Here is a 21,643-nt window from a genome sequence, read left to right as displayed (position 1 = left end):
CGATTCCTTGGCATGCGAATCCTGTTTCCCGCCGTTTGAAAGGGTGGCCGATGTCTGCAACTTTGTCGTGCGATACCGTCTGGACGGCGGCACGGCTGTTGCCGATGACAGTGCCTGGCCAGCCCGATGCGGTGATCGAGCAAGGCGTGGTTGCTGCGCGCGACGGGCGGATTGTCTATGCCGGTTCTGCCGAGGCGGCGCCAGCGTTTGCCGCAGGCCGCACGATCGATTGCGGCGGGCGTCTGGTCACCCCCGGCCTGATCGATTGCCACACCCATCTGGTCTATGGTGGCAGCCGCGCGGGCGAATTCGAGGCGCGGCTGGAAGGTGCCAGCTATGAAGCGATTGCGCGGGCCGGGGGCGGGATCGTTTCGACCATGCGGGCGACGCGCGCCGCCGATGAAGCCGGGCTGATCGCGGCAAGCGCGCCGCGCCTGGCTGAGATGATCGCCGAAGGGGTGACGACGGTCGAAATCAAGTCGGGTTATGGCCTGGAACTGGCGGCAGAGCGCGCAATGTTGCGCGCCGCGCGGGCGCTGGGCTCGCAGATGCGCGTGTCGGTGGCCACCACGTTCCTGGGCGCTCATGCCTTGCCGCCCGAATATGCCGGGCGCGCCGATGCCTATATCGATCTGGTGGCCGACACGATGCTGCCCGCGCTCGCCGCCGAAGGGCTGGTCGATGCGGTCGATGCCTTTTGCGAAGGGATCGGTTTTTCCGCCACGCAAGTCGAACGCGTGTTCGCGGCGGCAGGTGCGCTGAACTTGCCGGTGAAGCTGCACGCCGAACAGTTGTCTAACTTGCACGGTGCCGCGCTCGCTGCGCGCCATGGCGCGCTGTCGGCGGACCATCTCGAACACTGCGATGATGCGGGCATTGTCGCGATGGCGGCGGCGGGCACGGTGGCGACTTTGTTGCCCGGGGCTTATTATTTCACCCGCGAAACCGTGTTGCCGCCGGTCGCCGCGTTTCGCGCGGCGGGGGTGCCGATCGCGCTTGCCACCGATTGCAACCCGGGGACCAGCCCGATGACATCGCTGTTGCTGGCGATGAACATGGGGGCGACGCTGTTCCGCCTGACGGTCGCCGAATGTCTGGCCGCGGTCACCATCAACGCCGCGCGCGCGCTGGGGCGGCGCGATATTGGCGCGCTGGCGCCGGGCCTGTGGGCCGATCTTGCCGTGTGGGATGTCGCCCAGCCGGCCGAACTTGTCTATCGCATCGGGGGGCGTCCCCTCCATGCGCGTTATTGGAGAGGTCAATGACCACGCTAGTGCTTGTCCCCGGTGCCGTCGCCTTGTCCGACTGGCGTGCCATCTGGCAGGGGGCGCCCGCGCGGCTCGATCCCGCCAGCGCACCGGTGATCGCCGCCAGCGCGGCGGCGGTTGCGCGCATCCTGGCCAAAGGCGAGCCGGTCTATGGCATCAATACCGGCTTTGGCAAATTGGCCAGCGTGCGCATCGATGATGCCGATCTGGCCACGTTGCAGCGCAATATCGTGCTCAGCCATGCGGCGGGCACGGGCGATCCCGCGCCGGTCGCGGTGGTGCGCCTGATGATGGCGCTGAAACTCGCCAGCCTGGCCCAGGGTGCCAGCGGGGTGCGGCCCGAAACCGTCGCGCTGCTCGAAGCAATGCTCGAACGCGGGGCCACTCCGGTGGTCCCGGCGCAAGGCTCGGTCGGCGCCAGCGGCGATCTGGCCCCGCTGTCGCATATGACCGCTGCGATGATCGGGGTGGGCCAGATCGATCTGGGCGGCGAGCGCCTGCCCGCGACGGTGGCGCTGGAACGCGCCGGGCTGGCGCCGGTGGTGCTGGGGCCCAAAGAGGGCCTGGCGCTGCTTAACGGCACCCAGTTCTCGACCGCCAACGCGCTGGCCGGGCTGTTCGGCGCGGAAAACCTGTTTCAGTCGGCGCTCGTCACCGGGGCCCTGTCGACCGAGGCGGCCAAGGGATCGGACACCCCGTTCGATCCGCGCATCCACACCCTGCGCCGCCATCAGGGGCAGATCGAGACTGCCGCCGCGCTGCGCACGCTGATGGCGGGCAGTGCAATCCGCGCCAGCCACCGGGAACACGATCCGCGTGTGCAGGACCCCTATTGCCTGCGCTGTCAGCCGCAAGTGATGGGCGCCGCGCTGACCGTGCTGCGCCAGGCCTCCGCGACGCTTGATGCCGAAGCCAACGGCGTGTCCGACAATCCGCTGATTTTTCCGGAAACCGATGAAGCGCTGTCGGGCGGCAACTTCCACGCCGAACCGGTGGCCTTTGCCGCCGACATGATCGCGCTGGCGGTGTGCGAGATCGGCTCGATCGCGGAACGCCGCGTGGCGATGCTGGTCGATCCGGCGCTGTCGGCACTGCCCGCGTTTCTTACGCCGCGCCCGGGTCTCAATTCGGGGTTCATGATCCCGCAAGTAACCGCGGCTGCGCTCGTCTCGGAAAACAAGCAGATGGCCTATCCGGCCAGCGTCGATTCGATCCCCACCAGCGCCAATCAGGAAGATCACGTGTCGATGGCCGCGCACGGCGCGCGGCGGCTGGCGGCGATGGTCGCCAATGCGCAAGCGGTGATCGGGATCGAATATCTGGCGGCGGTGCAGGGGCTGGAATTCCACCTGCCGCTGCGGTCTTCGGGCGCGCTCGAAGCGGCGCGCGATCTGCTGCGCGACCACGTTCCCGCGCTGGAGGACGATCGCCATTTCCACCCCGATATGGAGGCGGCCAATGCGCTGGTGCGCAGCGGGCGGCTGATCGCGGCGGTTGGCCATACCTTGCCCGGCGTGCGCTGATGGACTGGCTGCAGGTGCATCGCGGGGATGCCCCGCTGGTGGTCGCGTTTCCCCATGGCGGCACCGATCTGGCCGGGCTCGATGCGCGGTTTGTGTCGCCATGGCTGGCGCGGCGCGATGCCGACTGGTGGATTGCTGATCTCTACCGGTTCGCGCGCGATCTGGGCGCGACCACGGTCGCCACCACGATCAGCCGCAGCGTGATCGATTGCAACCGTGATCCGTCGGGCGCCTCGCTCTATCCGGGGCAGGCGACCACCGAACTGGTGCCGACCACCACGTTTGATGGCGAACCGCTCTATGCCGGGGCCTTGCCCGATGCCGATGACATCGCGGCGCGGCGGGCGGCGTGGTTCGATCCCTATCATGCCGCGCTGGCGGCGGAAATCGCACGGCTGCGCGCAGTGCATCCGCGTGTCGTGGTCTATGATGCGCATTCGATCCGCAGCCGTATTCCGCGCCTGTTTGATGGCGAACTGCCGCAGTTCAACATCGGCACCAATGCGGGCCAGACTTGCGCGCCCGCACTCGAAGCGGCGATTGCGCAGGCTTGCTACCAATCCGGGCTGGGCCATGTCGTCAACGGCCGGTTCAAGGGCGGCTGGACCACGCGCCACTATGGCCGCCCGGAAACCGGTGTCCATGCGGTGCAGATGGAACTGGCGCTGCGCGGCTATGTCGCCGAACCCGACCCGATCGATTCCACCAACTGGCCACAACCGCTCGATGCGGCGCCGGTCATCGTCCCCACCTTGCGCCGCGTGCTCGATGCCGCGCTCGCCTTTGCCATTTCGGGAGAATCCGCATGAGCACCCGTCTCGACAACACCCGCGTCATCCGCGCCGCGACCGGAACCGAACTGACCGCCAAATCGTGGCTGACCGAAGCGCCGTTGCGCATGTTGATGAACAACCTGCACCCCGATGTGGCCGAACGGCCCGAGGAACTGGTGGTCTATGGCGGGATCGGTCGCGCCGCGCGCGACTGGGATGCGTTTGACAAGATCGTCGCCGCGCTGCGCGATCTGGAAGACGACCAGACGCTGCTGGTGCAATCGGGCAAGCCGGTCGGCGTGTTCCGCACCCACAGCGATGCGCCGCGCGTGCTGATCGCCAATTCCAACCTCGTGCCCAAATGGGCGACCTGGGAACACTTCAACGAACTCGATCGCAAGGGGCTGGCGATGTACGGCCAGATGACGGCCGGGTCGTGGATATATATCGGCACACAGGGCATCGTTCAGGGCACGTATGAAACTTTCGTCGAGATGGGCCGTCGCCACTTTGACGGCGATCTGGCAGGCAAATGGATCCTGACCGCCGGCCTTGGCGGCATGGGCGGGGCGCAGCCGCTCGCCGCGGTGATGGCGGGCGCCTCGTGCCTGGCAATCGAATGCCAGGCCAGCCGGATCGATATGCGCCTGCGCACCGGCTATCTCGATCGCCGCGCCGACACGCTGGATGAGGCGATGGAAATCATCAACGCCGCCAATGCCGCGAAAACGCCGGTGTCGGTCGGGTTGTTGGGCAATGCCGCCGAAGTGCTGCCGCAGATGCTCGAACGCGGCATCCGTCCCGATCTGCTGACCGACCAGACCAGCGCGCACGACCCGGTCAACGGCTATCTGCCGGCCGGTTGGACCGTTGGCGAATGGATCGAAAAGCGCGAGCGTGAACCCGAAGTGGTGGCGCGTGCCGCCAAGGCCAGCATGGCACGCCATGTCGAAGCGATGCTGGCGTTTCAGGCGCTGGGCGTGCCAACCACCGATTACGGCAACAACATCCGCCAGGTGGCGCAGGATGAAGGCGTGATCAACGCCTTTGCCTTTCCCGGCTTTGTGCCCGCCTATATCCGCCCGCTGTTCTGCCGGGGCATCGGTCCGTTCCGCTGGGCCGCACTGTCGGGCGATCCCGAAGACATCTATCGCACCGATGCCAAGGTCAAGGAACTGATCCCCGACAACCCGCATTTGCACCGCTGGCTCGACATGGCGCGCGAAAAGATCCAGTTCCAGGGCCTGCCCGCGCGGATCTGCTGGGTCGGTCTGGGTGACCGGCACCGGCTGGGGCTGGCGTTCAACGAGATGGTGGCGAGCGGCGAATTGAAGGCGCCGATCGTGATCGGGCGCGATCACCTCGATTCGGGTTCGGTCGCCAGCCCCAACCGCGAAACCGAGGCGATGCTCGACGGATCGGACGCGGTGTCCGACTGGCCGCTGCTCAACGCGCTGCTCAATTGTGCCAGCGGCGCGACCTGGGTGTCGCTGCACCACGGTGGTGGCGTCGGCATGGGCTATTCGCAGCATTCGGGCATGGTGATCGTCGCCGACGGCACGCCCGAGGCGGCACGTCGGCTGGAACGCGTGTTGTGGAACGATCCCGCCACCGGCGTCATGCGCCACGCCGATGCCGGCTATGACATCGCACTCGACTGCGCGCGCGAAAAAGGCCTGAACCTCCCCGCGATTCTGCCCTGAACTCTCCTCCCCGGCACGGGGAGGGGAACCGCGCAAAGCGCGGTGGAGGGGCGGCGAACTGTGCGTGGGGCACCGCCCCTCCACCAGCTTCGCTGGTCCCCCTCTCCGTGCCGGGGAGGTGGGCAAGTTGTTGGCATGGCTTGCTGCAAACGATTGTTGCCAGAGCATGCGATCTGTGACATGACCCCGCTATGAGGGCCGACAAGGCCCCTGGGGAGAAGATCGGTGCCTGCCCAACGCCCGCATTTGTCGCTTGGCCGCATTCTGGAAATGAACCTGGGGTTTCTCGGGCTGCAATTCAGTTTCGGGCTGCAACAGGGCAACATGTCCCCGATCTACAGCTATCTGGGCGCCAACGAGAGCCAGTTGCCACTGCTGCAACTGGCCGGGCCACTGACCGGGCTGCTGATCCAGCCGCTGATCGGTGCGATGAGTGATCGCACCACCGGGCGCTGGGGGCGGCGCACGCCCTATTTCCTGCTGGGCGCGGTGTTGTGTTGCGCCGGGCTGTTCCTGATGCCGCTGTCGGCCTCGATCCTGATGGCGGCGTCGCTGCTCTGGCTGCTCGATGCGGGCAACAACATCACCATGGAACCCTATCGCGCCTATGTGTCCGACCGGCTCGATCCGGCGCAGCGGCAATTCGGGTTTCTGTCGCAAAGCGCGTTCACCGGTCTTGCGCAAATGCTGGCGTTCCTGACGCCGTCGATCCTGGTCGGGTTCGGCATGAACCAGGACTGGGTCGATGCGCACCACATCCCCTATACAGTGCGGGTGGTGTTCACGATCGGCGCGGTGCTGTCGCTGACGACCATCGTGTGGTCGATCTGGCGCGTGCCCGAATTGCCGCTGACCCCTGTCGAACGCGCCGAAATCCTGGCGCGACCGGCCGGATTTGGCGCTACCCTGATGGAAATCGTGCACGCCATCCGCGACATGCCGCGCGCCATGCGCAAACTCGGCCTGATGAGCCTGTTTCAGTGGTTCGGCATGTCGGGGTATTGGACTTATGCGGTCTATTCGCTGGGCCGCACGATCTATCACACATCAGACCCGCAGACGTCTGCGTTTCACAGCGCGGTGCTGACCAATGGTGAAGTCGCCGCGTTCTACAACGCGGTGGCGTTCGTAGGCGCCTTTGCAATGGTGCCGCTGGCGCGCCGGATCGGGCCGGGGCCGCTGCATGCGCTGGCGTTGGGCTGCGGCGGGCTGGGCATGATTGCGCTGCCGCTGGTCCATGCCAAGGCGCTGCTGTTCATCCCCGCGATCGGCATCGGGCTGGCCTGGGGCAGCATCATGGGCAACCCCTATACTATTCTCACCAGCGCCATTCCGCCCCAGCGCACCGGGGTCTACATGGGTATCTTCAACATGATGATCGTGCTGCCGATGCTGTTTTTCGCGGTGGTGATGAGCAGGCTGGATCTTGGTTTCGTGTCGATCGGGTTCGATGTCTATCATCGCCTGCTCGGCAACGATCCGCGCAATCTGCTGCGGCTGTGCGGCGTGTGCCTGATCGCCGGGGGGCTGGCGGTGGCCTGGGTCGAGGAAGGGCGCGTGCGCCCGGCTGCGCTGGAGCCCGCCGCCGCATGATGCCGCTGGTGCTCCATGCGGGCGGCGGCTCGCTCGTGCTGGAACCGGTGGCCGATACGGCGCCACTGTGGCGCCATTGCGGTGCGCGGGTTGTGCCTGGCGCACTGTCGCCGCTGGCCGCCACACGCACGGCGGCATCCTATTCGCTCGATCGCGATTGCCCGCTGTCGACTGCGCCACTGGCAGGGCAGGGCTGGTTCGGCCCGCCGGTGCTGACGCTGCGCCGCGACGGCATCGCGCTGGCGCCGGTATGGACCCGCGCCCGGGTGGAAACCGGTGAAGATCGCTGGCGCATCACGCTGGGCGATGGTCGCTCCGGGATCGAACTGGTGCAGACCGTTCGGATCGAGGCCGGGGTCGGCTGGCGGATCGGCGCGGCGCTGACCAACCGGGGCGAGGCCCCGATCGTGCTCGATCATCTGAACAGCGTGATCGCGCCCTTGCCGCCGGGCGCGGCGCGGGTGGTGTCGTGGCGCGGGCGGCACAACGCCGAACTGGTCGAATGTGACGAGGCGCTGCCCGAACATGTCTGGCTGCGCGAAACCCGGCGCGGCATTTCCGGGCACGGCGGCGCGCCGGGCGTGCAGGTCTTGCAGGCCGGGGCAGGGTGGGACCATGGCACCGTGTTGGCGCTGCAACTGTGCTGGTCGGGCGACAGCCGCATCGCCATCGAGCGCGACGATGAAGGGTTTTACGTGCTCAGCGCGGGCGCGGTGCTGCAACCGGGCGAAGCGGTGCTTGCGCCCGGCGCGACCTGGGCCGCGCCCGATGCGCTGCTGGCGATCAGCGGGGCGGGACGCAACGGCGCAATGGCGGCGCAGCATGCCATGGTGCGCGCGATGCTGCGCTGGCCGGGCGGTGCAATGGGCCCGCGCAAAGTGCATCTGAACAGTTGGGAGGCCTGCTATTTCGACCACGACGCCGCGCGCATCCTCGATCTGGCGCGCGCGGCGGCAGATATCGGCATCGAACGGTTCGTGCTCGACGATGGCTGGTTCAAGGGGCGCGGCGATGACAGTGCAGGGCTGGGCGACTGGACGGCCGATCCGGTCAAATACCCGCACGGGCTGAAGCCGCTGGCCGATGCGGTGCGCGCGCTGGGCATGGAATTCGGGCTGTGGGTGGAACCTGAAATGGTCAATCCCGACAGCGATCTCTATCGCGCGCACCCCGAATGGGCGCTGCATCGTGCGGGCACGCCGCTGCTGACCGCGCGCGGGCAACTGGTGCTCGATATGCGCATCGCTGCGGTGCGCGATTATCTGTTTGGTGCGCTCGATGCGATCTTGCGCAGCGTGCCGGTCGGCTATCTCAAATGGGATCACAACCGAGATCTGGTACCGGCCGGTGGCGCGGGCCAGGTGCGCGGCACCTATGACCTGCTGGCTCGGCTGCGCGCCGCGCATCCCGCCGTGGAGATCGAATCCTGCGCGGGCGGGGGCGGGCGCAGCGATGCCGGGATGGTGCCCTACGTCCATCGGTTCTGGACCAGTGACAATATCGATGCGGTCAGCCGGGTGGCGATGCAGCGCGGGTTTCTGGCGTTTCTGCCGCCCGAACTGATGGGTTGCCATGTCGGCGCCAGTCCGGCCCATGCCACCGGGCGCAGCCAGTCGCTGGCATTTCGCGCCGCCGTCGCCAGTTGCGGGCATTTCGGCGTGGAGCTTGATCCCGCCGCGCTCGCACCGAACGATCGCGCCGCCCTGGCGCAATGGATCGCGTTTGCCCGCTCTGCGCGCGATCTGGTGCACGGCAGGGGCGTCTGGCTGGGGCAGGCGGGCGACGGGCTGGTGTGGCAGGCGCAAGGTGCGCCGGACACCGGGCTGTTGCTGTGGGTCATGCGCGCGGCGCCGCCGCTCGACCGGCGACCGTGCCCGCTGGCACTGCCGTTTCTGGCCGGGGCGGGCGCGCTGCGGGTGCGCCTGCTCGGGATTGCCGGGGGGGGCGGCCATGCGCCGCCCATGCCCGCGATCTGGACCGGGGCTGACCCGGTGGACTTCATGGGCGACTGGCTGGCGCATGCCGGGTTGCCGTTGCCGCCGTTGCGCGCCGAAACTGTTGGCGTGTTTCACCTTGCCGGGGTCGGGTGCACCACCGATCCGCTGGCTCCGTTTCCCTCCTGATCCAGGTTCAAGACTGCCCCCCATGACCAACGACGCGAAACCGGACCAACAATCGATTGATCAATCGATTGGAAATTTTGGCGCCAGCCGCTGGATTGCCTCTGACTATGCCGATCCCCCGCAATTGCCGCCGATCACGGCGGCAGACGTTGCGCCGATCCTGCCCGGGATCGATCTGTGGGATTGCTGGCCGCTGGCCCACGAAGACGGGCGCAGCGTGGTGCACCACGGGCGCATGTTGTGGTTCTTTCTGGGCGCCCCGGCGCTGCCCGATCCGGCCGATCGCCATGTGATCGCGCGCATCCGTCTGCTGTCGCACGGCACCGATGGCTGGCGCGATCATGGCCACGCGCTGCCTGACGGGCTCAACCCGGGCACGCGTGAATGGGCCGGCAGCGCGGTGCTGGGCGATGACGGGGTGACCGTCACGCTGTTCTACACCGTTGCCGGGCGGCGCGATGGCCCGTCCTCGGTCGAACAGCGCCTGTATGCGGTCGATGGCCGGCTGGACGAAGAGGGCATCGGCCACTGGCAGACCCCCCGCGAAATCATCGTTGCCGATGGCGTGCGCTATCTCCTCGACCGGCAGGAAGTCAGCAATCCCGCACCCGGCACGATCAAGGCGTTTCGCGATCCGGCCTGGTTTCGCGACCCTGCCACGGGCAAGGCGCATGTGCTGTTCTGCGCCAGCGCCGCGTGGAGCGATGATCCGCACAACGGGCTGATCGGTATCGCCACGCGCGAAGGCGATGCATGGGTGCCGGGCAATCCGCTGATCGAGGCGATCGGGGTCAACAACGAGCTGGAACGGCCTTGTCCTATCCACCGCGACGGGCGCTATTACGTGTTCTGGTCGACCCAGCGCCATACGTTTGGCCCCCATGCAGTGGCCGGGCCGAATGGGTTGTATGGCGCGGTGGCCGATCGGATCGAGGGTCCCTGGCGGATGATCAACGGCAACGGACTGGTCGCCGCCAACCCGCTGGACGAACCGACCCAGAGCTATAGCTGGTGGGTGACCGGTGAGGGCGAAGTGTGGAGCTTTGTCGATTACTGGGGGATGGCCGGGCGTGCCCTGGCTGATCACCCCGAACTGCTGCGCAGCCGGTTTGGCGGCACGCCCGCGCCGGTGTTCCGCCTGCGGTTCGATGGCGACCGGGTCGCGATCGCCTGATCAGGCGCTTTCGCGGATGACCAGTTCGGGTTGCAGGATGGTGGCCGGGGCGTTGATCCCGGCCATGCGCTGCATCAGCGCGCCCACCATCGCCTTGGCCCCGCCGGCGATATCCTGACGCACCGTGGTCAGTTGCGGCACCGTGCTGGTGGCGATCGGCAGATCGTCGAAGCCGACCACGGCGATCTGTTCGGGCACGCGCGCGCCGCGTTCGTGCAGCGCGCGCAGCACCATCATCGCGATCACGTCGGATGCGGCGACAATCCCGTCGAGATCATCGCCCAGTTCCGCCAGTTGCGCCACGACGTGTTCGCCCAGCGCTTCGCTCGACAACGGCGTCGGCACCTGGCGCAGCACGACATCGCTACGTCCGGCAATTGCATCGCGCACCCCGGCCAGCCGGTCGGCAATTTCGGGGCCCCTGGTTTCGCCCAGAAAGGCCAGCCGGGTCTTGCCGATTGCCAGCAGGCGCTCGGCAGCCAGCCGCCCGCCCAGCCGGTTGTTGCTGCCGACGGTGCAATGGATCTGGTCGGCATGGTGCGTTCCCCATACCACCAGCGGCATATACCGGCTGGCGACCGCATCGATCACCGCGCTCTGGTCCGACTGGCCGATCACCAATGCGCCGTCGAGCATGCCCGAATCGACAATCCGGTCGAGCCATTCGGTATCGCCGGGAATCACCCGCGACAGCATGATGTCGTGCCCGCTTTCGGTCAGTTCGTCGGCCAGATAGCCGAACAGCGTCATGAAGAACGGATCGGAAATGTGCTGACGGCTTTCATGGCCGAGCGGAAACACCACCCCGATGACCCCGGTGCGCTGCGTACGCAACCGGCTGGCCATCTGATTGAGGCGAAAGCCATGTTCACGCGCCAGCGTCTGGATGCGATCGCGCGTTTGCGGATTGACCAGCGATTTTCCGGCCAGTGCGCGCGACACTGTGCCCGGCGAGACACCGGCCAGCCGGGCCAGTTCGGTGATGTTGCGGATGCGCTGGCGCGGCGCGACGATTTCGTCGGGCGAATGGCCTGCGGTCCGTTCGATCGTGTCGCTGTGTCCGTCGCGGTTATCGGTCATGGCTATGTGTCTGGCCTGTGCCCATGGGGAATGCAAGGGACGCCGCGCCGGGCAGGGTGTCCTTGTTTGGGTTCGGTTTAATGCCGGGATCGCCCGGCCTCCTGACCTTTGGGACAGGTGATGCGCTTTCGCAACAGGTCGTGGCCCGTCTGGAATGCAAATGCAATCCTTTGCATTTTCGGTTGCAAACGTTTGTTGTTGGATTTAGTCAGAATGACAGTTGACCCCTGCTAATGGAAGCGGGGGCATTCCATGGGGGAGTTCCTGATGAAGCGCCCAGCTCTGCATACCTGTGTCTCGGCGGCGGCCATTGCCGTTGCCGTTCTTGCGTCTCCGGCATTCGCTGCAGACCAGACGCCCGCCGCCACACCGGCAGCGACCACACCGACCGATGACACGCTCGCGGCGATCGTGGTGACCGCATCGACCGGTTCGCGCACCAAGCTGAACACGTCGACCTCGATCAGTTCGCTGACCAGCGCCGACATCCAGAATTTCGATGCCACGTCGACCGCCGAACTCTACCGCCTGATCCCGGGGATCCAGGTGGCCGGGACGCAGGGCGATGGCGGCAACTCGAACATCGGTGTTCGCGGCTTGCGCACGCCGACCGGCGGTTCGCCGTTTGTGCAGATCCAGGAAGACGGCCTGCCGGTCGTGCTGTTCGGTGACATCCAGTTCGGCAACAACGACTACTGGACTCACCCGATGGTCACCGACGAACGCGTCGAAGCGATCCGTGGCGGCACCGCCTCGACGCTGGCATCGCAGGCCGTCGGCGCCGTGCTGAACCACATCAGCTATACCGGCCGCAACGACGGCGGCTTTGTCGAAGTGGAAAAGGGCGTCAACTACGACTGGTCCAAGGTCAATTTCCGCCTGGGCAGCAGCATCAACGACAGCACCTATTTCAACATCGGCGGCTATTACGACGTTGGTCACGGCATCGAACACGCCGATTACAACGTCAGCAATTCCTATGCGTTCAAGGGCAACATCACCAAGGAATTCGCTGACGGCAAAGGTTATATCCGACTGCTGTTCAAGGTCGCCAACACGCAGGAGCCCAGCTATAACGGCTGCATCAGCTCGGCCAACCTGAACGGCAACAAAGTGTCGGGGATCGGGCCTTCGCCGCTGTGCGATGCACGCAACCAGGCGCCCGGCTATTCGGCGCTCAATTCCAGCGTGCTGTTTGCCGACGCCAGCGGCGCGATTTCGCGTCAGCCGATCGACGGCATCCTGACCCGGGAAAAGATGCTGCAATTCCAGACGCATTATGATTTCGGCGGTGGCCTGACCGTCGATGACAATGCGCGCGTGGCCCGTATGAGCGGCAATTTCGATGTGCAGTTCTATGGCGCGACATCGACCGCCAGCGTGCTGTCGGGCACGCAGTCGTTGATCTATGCCAACGGGCCCAATGCCGGCAACGTGTTCAACGGCGCCTATGTCAGTTCGAGCGAGGCGGTTCATACCAACATGAACCACATGGACCACATCGCCAACGATCTGGCCGCGCGGTATGAATTTGCCACCGGCCCGTTCAAGGGCGACCTGAAAGTGGGTTACCAGTACTTCTCGCAGCGCATTGCCGAAGACTGGCATTCAAATCCTTCGATCAACGAAGCGACCGGATCGACCCCGGCTGAACTCGATCTGGTCAGCGGGCTGAACGGCACCGGCAATCTGCTGTCGGTGGGTGGACAGACCGGCTTCAACCAGGGCTGGAACCAGCAGTTCGACCTGACCTTCACCGACAATGCACCTTATGCCGACCTCAACGTCGATGTGGGCAGGCTGAACCTCGATGCCAGCATCCGTGAAGAGCTGTTTTCGGGCAGTGGCTGGGCGCAAGGCAGCACCGGCGCGGCGGTCGGCACAGCCAATGTGTCGCAGATCGACCCGCGCACCGGCACGTCGGTGACGACGGCCTTGCCGCTGCTGGGCTATAACGGTGCGGTCAACGCGGTGAACTTCAGCGAGAGCGCGACCAACTGGTCGGTCGGCGCGCTGTACAAGGTGACCGACGCGCTTTCGACGTTTGTTCGCGCTTCGCACGGCACACGTTTCAACGCCGATCGTCTGACCAACAGCACGCCCTCGTACTTCAACGCCAATGGTTCACTCAGCGCAGCGGGTCTGGCCAACGCGGCATTCCCCGTCGATCAGTACGAACTCGGCCTGAAGAACCGCGGCGATCTGGCGGGCGGCCACTACACCGTGGAATTGACCGGGTACTATTCGAAGTACAGCATTTCTTCGCAGGAAATTTCGCAGACCAACTGCGAAAACATCCTGGGTATCAACGAAGAAACCTGCATTATTTCGGGAAAGTATCACGACACCGGGGTGGAACTGTTCACGACGTACCACAACCACGGTTTCAATCTGGTGCTGAGCGCGACGTATGACCACTCGCTCGTCGCGGCCAGCCAGAATGCGCCGTTCCTGAAATCGCCCAACATCCCTGATCTGACGTATTCGGCACTCGTCAGCTACAAGATCGACAAGGCCGAGGCAGGCTTCAGCGTCAACGGTCAGACCAGCACGCTGGGTGGCGATGGCAACACGTATGCCGGATCGGCCCTGTTCGGCCTGTTCGCCAAAGTGCGCCCCGTGCCGCATATCCAGCTCGGGCTGGATATCTACAACTTGTTCAACACTTATGCGACGCAGGGCGCGTCGAACTTTGTCGGCGGCACCACCAACCTGCTCAACGCGGGCGTCGCCCAGGGTCGCGCGGTCAAGGGTTCGGTCCGCTTCTCGTTCTGATCATGACTTCACACCGGGTGTGCCCCTTGCATCCGGCGTGACCTGATTGCGGGTGGAGGATCATGGATCCTCCACCCGCTTTTTTGCCGACTGTTCGACAACTGCGGTGCGGGCTATAGCCGCTGCCAGACCAGAGGTGGGAATGATGCCGTCGCCAGACACTGACCGCGCCATCCGTTCGATCGTGATTGTTGGCGGGGGTTCGGCAGGGTGGATGACCGCCGCTGCGCTGTGCCGCACGCTGCAACGCGATTGCACGATCACGCTGGTCGAATCCGAAGAGATCGGCACGGTCGGCGTGGGCGAGGCGACCATTCCGCCGATCCGCCTGTTCAACGAAATGCTCGGCATTGCCGAAGCGGATTTCGTCAAGGCGACGCATGGTTCGTTCAAGCTGGGCATCCAGTTCGTTGGGTGGCAACAGCCGGGGCAGACCTATTTTCACCCGTTTGGTACATATGGCAAACCGTTCGATACGGTCGGCGTGCACCAGTTCTGGCTGGCGCAGCATCGCGCGGGCGCGATCGATCCGCTCGACAATTATTGCATGGCCTGGGTGCTGGCGCAGGCCGGAAAGTTTGCCCCGCCGTCGCGCGATCCGCGCAACGTGCTCAGCACGTATGACTATGCCTATCACTTCGACGCGGTCCGTTATGCCGCCTTTCTGCGCAGCTATGCCGAGGCGCGGGGGGTGATCCGGATCGAGGGCAAGGCGGTTTCCGTCGCGCTCAAGGGTGAAACCGGTTTTGTCGAAAGTGTCACGCTGGCCGATGGGCGCGTGATCGCCGGCGAATTGTTCATCGATTGCTCGGGCTTTCGCGGCCTGCTGATCGAGGGTGCGCTGCACACCGGGTATGAAGACTGGTCGCACTGGTTGCCGTGCGATCGCGCGCTGGCGGTGCCCTGCGCTCCGACCGCCGATTTTATTCCCTATACTCGTTCGACCGCGCAAAGCGCGGGATGGCAATGGCGCATTCCGATCCAGGGACGCACGGGCAACGGCTATGTCTATTCATCGGGGTTCATCGACGATGACCGCGCGGCCAGCGATCTGCTGGGGCGGCTTGACGGCACCCCGCTGGCCGATCCGCGCCCGTTGCGGTTTGTCACCGGTCGTCGCCGCAAATCGTGGAACCGCAATGTCGTGGCGGTTGGGCTGTCGAGCGGGTTCATGGAACCGCTGGAATCGACCAGTCTGCACCTGATCCAGGCCAATATCTCGAAATTGCTGGCGTTTTTCCCCGATCGCGATTTCGATCCGCTGGTCATCGATGAATTCAACCGGGTGGCCAGTGGCGAAACCGAGCGTATTCGCGATTTCCTGATCCTGCACTATCACCTCAACCGTCGTGACGAACCGTTGTGGCAATATTGCGCCAACATGGCGATCCCCGACACGGTGCAGGCGCGGATCGATCATTTCCGTCGGTTCGGCCGGTTGATTGTGCGCGACATGGATCTGTTTGGGGCGCCGTCATGGACCGCAGTGCATATCGGCCAGGGCAATCTGCCCGAACGGCTGGACCCGGTGGCGCACTATCGCGAGGCCGATGGCGCGGCCTGGCTGGCCAAGTTCAAGGCCGCGATGGCGGCAGAGGCGCAACGCCTGCCCAGCCATCGCGACTATGTTGCGCAGCATTGCCGGGGCGATGTCTGACATTGCGGCATCGCGCGCTCTTGCCGAAGCGATGGCGCATCGCGGCGCGCAGCGCATGGATCAAGCCGATGCCGCGCTGACACTCGCGCACAGTCTGGCGCCCGCCGATCGGCGCATCGCCTTTCTGTTGGCGCAATTGCGGTATGAACGCGGGCTGCCGGCCGCAGAACTGTTTGCGCGTGCCGAAGCGCTCGATCCGGCCAACCGCGATGCGCGGCGCAATCGTGCAATGGCACTGGCCGCCGAGGGCGATCCGGCAGGGGCACAGGCCTTGCTGATCGACGCGATTGCCGCCGCGCCCGATTGGCTCGATGGGTTGCGCGTACTGGCGTCGATGCGCTGGGTGGCGGGGGAGGTGGCGGATTTCGATCGCGACTGGGCCGGGGCGGCGCGGGCACATCCGGCGCAGCAAGGCCTGTGGCTGGGCTGGTTCGGCGCGCTGGCGCAGATACGCGATTGGGACCGGGCGAGTGCGGTGCTTGATGAGGCGCAGCAGCATCTGGGCGAGACACCTGCGCTGCTTTCCGCGCGGGCGTTCGTGGCGGGCGAATCCGGTGCGCTTGACCGGTGTGGGGCGCTGCTCGACCGGTTGGCGGGCGGTGCCGATCCGTTTGTCCATATCGCGCGGATGCGGCTGGCGCTGCGGCAGGGGGATGCGACGCGCGCGCGCAACCAGGCGCTGGCGATGTTGCCGGGCCCGGCGGGGCGGCAGGCGTGGTCCTATCTGTCGACCGCGTGGCGCATGCTGGGCGATCCGCTGGGCGACTGGCTGGAGGGCGATCCGGCATTCGTGCGCGCGCATGATGTTGGGTTGTCGGCGCAGGATCTGGCCGAACTGGCCGGTGTTCTGCGTGGATTGCACACCGCGCAGCAGGCCTATGCCGAACAATCGGTGCGCGCCGGGACACAGACCGATCGATCGGTGCTGTTGCGGCACGAGCCGATCTTTGGCCGCGTGCGCGCGGCACTGATGGCGGCGGTGGAGGCGCATGTCGCGGGTTTGCCGCCGCACGATCCGCGCCATCCGCTTCTGTCGGTCCCGCGCGACGATTTGCGCGTGGCGGGAAGCTGGTCGGTGCGGCTGGGGCCGGGCGGGTTCAATGTCACCCACAGCCATCCGATGGGGTGGCTCTCATCGGCGTTCTATGTCGCGCTGCCCGATGGTGCCACGATGGGCGCGGCGCCTGCCGGGCATTTCCACTGGGGCGCGCCGCCCGCCGAACTGGGCGTCGATTTGCCCCCGCGCGGGATGATCGCGCCCTCGGTCGGTCAACTCGTGCTGTTTCCGTCCTACGTCTGGCACGGCACGGTGCCGATCGACGCGGGCGAGCGGCTCAATCTGGCGTTTGATGTTGTGCCAGCGCCTGACGGCCGAGCGCAATCGCCCCGGTGATCCCCGCATCGTCACCAAGTCCGGGCGTAACAATATAGCGTTCGAGCCCCGGATCGAGCCGGTCATTGCGGACATAGCCGTTCAACCGCTTTTCGGTGCGCCGCCGCACCGCCTCGATCAGTCCGGGCGCCTTGATCACCCCGCCGCCAAAGATCAGCCGGTCGGGCATGTGCATCAGCACCAGATCGGCGGCCAGGTCGGCGATATAGCCGCCGATCAGCTCGATCTTGGCCGGATCATCGGCCAAGTGGTCGAGGCTGGTACCCCAGCGCTTGATGATCGCCGGGCCCGCCACCAGCCCTTCGAGGCAGTCGCCGTGATAAGGGCACCAGCCGGGGAAGGGGTCGGCGGCGTGGTCATGGCTGGGGTGGATATGCCCCATTTCGTAGTGCGAAAACCCCATCAGCGAGCGCCCGTCGCGCAGCACCCCGGTGCCGACGCCGGTGCCGATGGTGGTATAGGCCAATGTGCGCGCGCCCTGGCCTGCGCCGGCCTGCCATTCGCCGATCGCCGCGCCGTTGACATCGGTATCAACCACGAAGGGCACGCCGAAGCGATCGAGCACGTCGTGAAACCGCGCGCCCTGCCAGCCCGGCTTTGGCGTGGTGGTGAACGTGCCATAGGCGGGCGAGGCGGGATCGATGTCGATCGGGCCAAAGCTGGCGACACCGAACGCGGCAATCGGCCCGTGGGTTGCGGCGCTGTCGTGAAAGAACGCGGCGACTTCGGGAAAGCATTCCTCCGGGGTGCGCGTGTCGATGCGCGCGCGCGCGACAATCGTGCCATCGGGGCGGGCCAGCGCACAGATGAACTTGGTGCCGCCTGCCTCGATCGCGCCGATCAGGCTGTTTTCATCGCTGTGCATCGGGTTCGGTGTCCTCTCCTGCCGTGGCGCACCAGTGCCACGGGGAAAGGCCCTCTGCCAAGCGCGAAGCCGCGCTATGCAATCGTTTTACCTAGGCGGTGAGCGGCACCACGGTCTTGCCGAACCGGGCGCGGACCTGCCAGGCGATGATGCAGGCGACAAACACGCCCGCCGACAGCGCCACTTCGGAAAATTCCTCGGGCGACAGCAACATCATCACCAGCACCGCCACAATGCTCGCCGCCGCGGCATAGCTGACAAGCGGGAACAGCCAGACTTTGACGGCCAGCGTTTCGCCCGCGCGTTCGAGGCGGCGGCGCAGCGCGATCTGCGCAAACACGATCAACAGATAGACACACAGGATCGTCGCACCCGAGGCCTGTACCAGAAATGCGAACAGCCCGCCTGGCGACACCACCGAGGTCAGCACCACGCCATAGCCGAACAGCGCGGCGGTGACGATGCCGACCGCCGGCACTTTGCGCGCGGACACCGTGGCGAACACCGCCGGGGCATCGCCGCGCTGCGACAATTCGAACAGCATCCGGCTGGTGACATAGATCGCCGAATTGAGGCACGAGACAATCGCGGTGAAAATAACCGCGCCAATGATCGCCGAGGCGCCCGGCACATGGATCAGGCCCAGCGCGGCGACAAACGGCGATTTGCCCGGCACCACCTGATCCCACGGCAGGATCGCCTGGATCACCGCGATCGAGCCGATGTAGAAGAACATGATGCGCAAGGCGACCGTGCGCCCGGCACGCACCACATTGCGCGCGGGATCGGCGGTTTCGACCGCCGCGATGGTGGCGACTTCGCTGCCCATCATCGAAAAGATCACCGTCGGGATGGCCAGGAACACCGTTGCCAGCCCGGTCGGCGCGACCCCGCCATGCGCGGTGAACTGGTGCGCCAGCGCAGCCAGGCCAGGGCCGAACCCGAACACATAGCCGAGCCCCAAGGCGATGAAGCCGATGATTGTCACCACTTTAAGGCTGGCGAACCAGAATTCGAACTCGCCATAAGTCTTGACCGACATCAGGTTGACCCCGGTCATCGCCGCGATCAGCAGCGCCGACAGCGCCCACATCGGCAGAGGGATGAACGGCATCAGCATGTTGGCGCCCGCGATCGCTTCGACCGCGATGGTGATCACCCAGAAATAGGCATAGAGCCAGGCGTTGGTGAACCCGGCCCAGGGCCCCAGCCCAAGCGAGGTGTAGCCGGTGAACGAGCCCAGACCGGGCCGCGCGATGGCCATTTCGCCCAGCATGCGCATGATCACAAAGACCAGCAACCCGCACAGGAAATAGCTGGCCAGCACGGCGGGACCGGCAATGTGGATCGCCACGCTCGATCCGACGAAGATCCCCGCGCCGATGATCCCCCCGATCGAGATCATCGTCACGTGGCGCGGTTTGAGCGAATGCGCGAGTGCTGCGGATTGTGACATGGGTGTACTTTTTTCCAGACGATCAGTTGGTGGCGGTATTTTTGTGCTGTGCGGTGTAACCCTGCCGCTGCTGGTCGATCAGATAAGCGTGGATCGCGTCGACATCGCCGGGGCTGACCATATCATTGAGCGGTGCCATGCCGAGCCCGGCGAGCGCGCCCTTGAGCACGATATCGTTGAACATGGCGTGCACCTCGGCGGGCAGGCGCGACAGATCGGGGGTGACGCCGGGCCCGAACACATGGCAGCGCGAACAGAATTCGGTGAACTTCGCCTCGCCGCGCGCGATCACCGCCGGGGTGGCGTTGAGCGCGGGTGGGGCGGGGTAATCGAATGGATCGGGGCGCAATTGCGGCTGCGGCACTGGTCCGCCGCCCAGCTTGAACACCAGAATGCGGTTGGTGTTCATGTTGCGATAGGCCGCGTCGCCCGGCGGAATGGGATAGCTGATACCGATCCCGCCATAACCCGCTTGCACCGCGATATATTGCACCCCGCCGATGCGATAGGTCATCGGCGCGGCCATGATATGCGTGCCGGTCTGGATCGCGGTGATCTGTGCGCCGGTGGTGGCGTTGTAGACGCGCAAGGTGCCATCGCCGCGCCCCTGTACGACGATATTGCCCGCCGTCGACAGCACCCCGCCGTCATAGCCGCGATTGCCCTCGGACGTGACGTGTTCCCACACCACCTTGTGCGCCACCGGGTCCCAGGCCTTCAGGACTTCACGCACCAGACTGGTCTTGCCGCGTTCCTTCTGCAATTCGGCCTTGCTGGGCAAGGGGCCGAACAGGCGGCTTAATGTGGGCACGTCATAAGTATCGTCGGGGATGATCCCGTTGGCGTTGAAGAACCCTTCCAGATGGTCAAGCTCGCCGCCGTTGCGCGGCAGATTGACCATGACATTGGGCACATCGAGCGTGGGGATATAGACCAGCCCGGTGGTCGGGCTGAACGACATCGGGTTCCAGGTGTGGCCGCCCGCCCACGACGGATAGACGTTCTTGGGCTTAGCGCTGTAATCGGCGATCGGGGTGAAATGGGGGCGACCGGTGGCCAGGTCGACGCCGCTGGCCCAATTGACATACGTAAACGCATCGGCGGCCAGCAATTTGCCCGATTTCAGGTCGAGCGTGTAATAGAACCCGTTTTTCGACGCCTGCATCACCACGCGGCGCGTTTCGCCGCCGACCGGCAGATTGGCAAAAATGAACTTCTGCACGGCATCATAGTCCCAGGCGTCGCCGGGGGTTTCCTGATAATACCAGTTCATCCGCCCCGAATGCGCATCGACCGCGATGATCGAGGCGTTGAACAGATCATCGTGGCGTTCGGCGGCACTTTTTGCGCGCACATAGGGCGATGCATTGGCGGTGCCGAACACGATCTGGTCGGTCTGCGCATCATACGAAAGCCCGTCCCACACGGTGCCGCCGTTCTGATAGCGGCCGTCGTGGTCCGGGCCCCACGATTTGGCGGCCAGCGCCAGTTCGGGATGTTCGAACGGCTGGCCGGGGGCGGGCGGCACCGTGAAAAACCGCCATTTGAATGCGCCGGTCTTGATATCCCAAGCCGAAATATAGCCGCGCGTCGAACCGTCACCCAGATCGGCGCCCGAATTGCCGATCACCACCGCATCGCTGGTCAACACCACGGCGCCGGTCGAGGCATATGTCTGGTGGCGGTTGATGATCGTGTCGGCCGCCCATTTTTCCGCACCGGTCTTGGCATCGAGCGCGTGCAGGCGGCCATCTTCGGAGGCGACGAACACCACCCCGTCGCGCACCGCGATGCCCCGGTTGACCGTGTCGCAACAGGCATTGCGGGCCGAGGCGGGATCGATGCCGGGATCGAACTGCCACAGCAATTTGCCGTTCGTGGCATCAAGCGCATAGACGATGCCCCATACGCCCGAGGTGTACATCACCCCGTCGATCACCAGCGGGGTCGCCTCCTGCCCGCGATCGGTGCCCATGTCATAGGCCCAGGCAAAGCCCAACTGGCCCGCATTGGTGTCGTTGATATCGCGCAACGCCGAAAACCACGTGCCCGCCGGATCTCCGCCCACAAAGGGCCACTGGTCGGCGGCGACCGGATAGGGCGCCGCCGCAAAATCGGGTAGCCCGGCATGGAGCGATGATCCGGCCAGGCCACATGCACACAGCAGGCCGAGCAGGGGTTTGCGCATGGAACGTGTCAGCATGCCATCCTGTCTCCGTCGGAAACGCCGCCATGGCAAGCGTGTTTTAGGCTGGCTCGC

14 protein-coding genes are annotated in these 21,643 nt (G+C 65.6%); 10 read left to right on the top strand and 4 right to left on the bottom strand.

The features are described 5' to 3' along the window. The first annotated feature begins 50 nt into the window (after positions 1 to 50). The 7 genes from hutI to AQZ49_RS17790 all read left to right on the top strand — a co-directional run bounded on the left by hutI (position 51) and on the right by AQZ49_RS17790 (position 10,157). Positions 51 to 1,265 (top strand): imidazolonepropionase, encoded by a 1,215-nt coding sequence (gene hutI, locus AQZ49_RS17820; protein WP_067618888.1) that lies wholly within the window; start codon positions 51 to 53, stop codon positions 1,263 to 1,265. Beyond that, positions 1,262 to 2,791 (top strand): histidine ammonia-lyase, encoded by a 1,530-nt coding sequence (hutH, locus tag AQZ49_RS17815; protein WP_067618885.1) that lies wholly within the window; start codon positions 1,262 to 1,264, stop codon positions 2,789 to 2,791. The genes hutI and hutH overlap by 4 nt, the downstream gene beginning before the upstream one ends. After that, entirely contained in the window at positions 2,791 to 3,600 is an 810-nt protein-coding gene (hutG, locus tag AQZ49_RS17810) for an N-formylglutamate deformylase (RefSeq protein ID WP_067618882.1), read from the top strand. The genes hutH and hutG overlap by 1 nt, the downstream gene beginning before the upstream one ends. Further along, positions 3,597 to 5,267, top strand: a complete 1,671-nt coding sequence (hutU, locus tag AQZ49_RS17805) for a urocanate hydratase (RefSeq protein ID WP_067618880.1) — start codon at positions 3,597 to 3,599, stop codon at positions 5,265 to 5,267. The genes hutG and hutU overlap by 4 nt, the downstream gene beginning before the upstream one ends. 270 nt (positions 5,268 to 5,537) lie before the next feature. After that, complete coding sequence (locus tag AQZ49_RS17800; protein ID WP_067618878.1) at positions 5,538 to 6,860, top strand: MFS transporter; 1,323 nt, start codon at positions 5,538 to 5,540, stop codon at positions 6,858 to 6,860. After that, entirely contained in the window at positions 6,857 to 8,983 is a 2,127-nt protein-coding gene (locus AQZ49_RS17795; protein WP_067618873.1) for an alpha-galactosidase, read from the top strand. Before AQZ49_RS17800 ends, AQZ49_RS17795 begins: the two co-directional genes overlap by 4 nt. Positions 8,984 to 9,005: 22 nt before the next feature. Further along, complete coding sequence (locus tag AQZ49_RS17790) at positions 9,006 to 10,157, top strand: glycoside hydrolase family 68 protein (protein WP_082701889.1); 1,152 nt, start codon at positions 9,006 to 9,008, stop codon at positions 10,155 to 10,157. Here AQZ49_RS17790 and AQZ49_RS17785 read toward each other — a convergent pair whose 3' ends face one another. After that, positions 10,158 to 11,237 (bottom strand): LacI family DNA-binding transcriptional regulator, encoded by a 1,080-nt coding sequence (locus AQZ49_RS17785; protein ID WP_082701888.1) that lies wholly within the window; start codon positions 11,235 to 11,237, stop codon positions 10,158 to 10,160. A gap of 267 nt (positions 11,238 to 11,504) precedes the next feature. Between AQZ49_RS17785 and AQZ49_RS17780 the strand changes: the two genes are divergently transcribed. The 3 genes from AQZ49_RS17780 (at position 11,505) to AQZ49_RS17770 (ending at position 17,062) form a co-directional block, all read left to right on the top strand. Next, complete coding sequence (locus tag AQZ49_RS17780; RefSeq protein ID WP_067618870.1) at positions 11,505 to 14,012, top strand: TonB-dependent receptor plug domain-containing protein; 2,508 nt, start codon at positions 11,505 to 11,507, stop codon at positions 14,010 to 14,012. A 145-nt stretch (positions 14,013 to 14,157) separates the two neighbouring features. Beyond that, entirely contained in the window at positions 14,158 to 15,669 is a 1,512-nt protein-coding gene (locus AQZ49_RS17775) for a tryptophan halogenase family protein (RefSeq protein ID WP_369819153.1), read from the top strand. Next, complete coding sequence (locus AQZ49_RS17770) at positions 15,662 to 17,062, top strand: putative 2OG-Fe(II) oxygenase (RefSeq protein WP_067618865.1); 1,401 nt, start codon at positions 15,662 to 15,664, stop codon at positions 17,060 to 17,062. Before AQZ49_RS17775 ends, AQZ49_RS17770 begins: the two co-directional genes overlap by 8 nt. Here the strand turns inward: AQZ49_RS17770 and AQZ49_RS17765 are convergent. The 3 genes from AQZ49_RS17765 to AQZ49_RS17755 form a co-directional block, all read right to left on the bottom strand. Continuing rightward, the gene (locus AQZ49_RS17765; protein WP_067618864.1) at positions 17,004 to 17,927 is read right to left on the bottom strand and encodes an ROK family protein; all 924 of its coding nucleotides are present in this window, start codon (positions 17,925 to 17,927) and stop codon (positions 17,004 to 17,006) included. The two genes, AQZ49_RS17770 and AQZ49_RS17765, sit on opposite strands and share 59 nt — an antisense overlap. A 91-nt stretch (positions 17,928 to 18,018) precedes the next feature. Beyond that, a complete protein-coding gene (locus AQZ49_RS17760) occupies positions 18,019 to 19,383 on the bottom strand; it encodes an amino acid permease (protein WP_067618861.1) in 1,365 nt (454 codons plus the stop codon). A 22-nt stretch (positions 19,384 to 19,405) separates the two neighbouring features. Continuing rightward, positions 19,406 to 21,586, bottom strand: a complete 2,181-nt coding sequence (locus AQZ49_RS17755; RefSeq protein WP_067618859.1) for an outer membrane protein assembly factor BamB family protein — start codon at positions 21,584 to 21,586, stop codon at positions 19,406 to 19,408. Between the last annotated feature and the right edge of the window lie 57 nt (positions 21,587 to 21,643).

Source organism: Novosphingobium sp. FSW06-99, from assembly GCF_001519065.1.
Classification (GTDB): domain Bacteria; phylum Pseudomonadota; class Alphaproteobacteria; order Sphingomonadales; family Sphingomonadaceae; genus Novosphingobium.
This window is presented reverse-complemented; position numbering and strand designations above follow the sequence as displayed.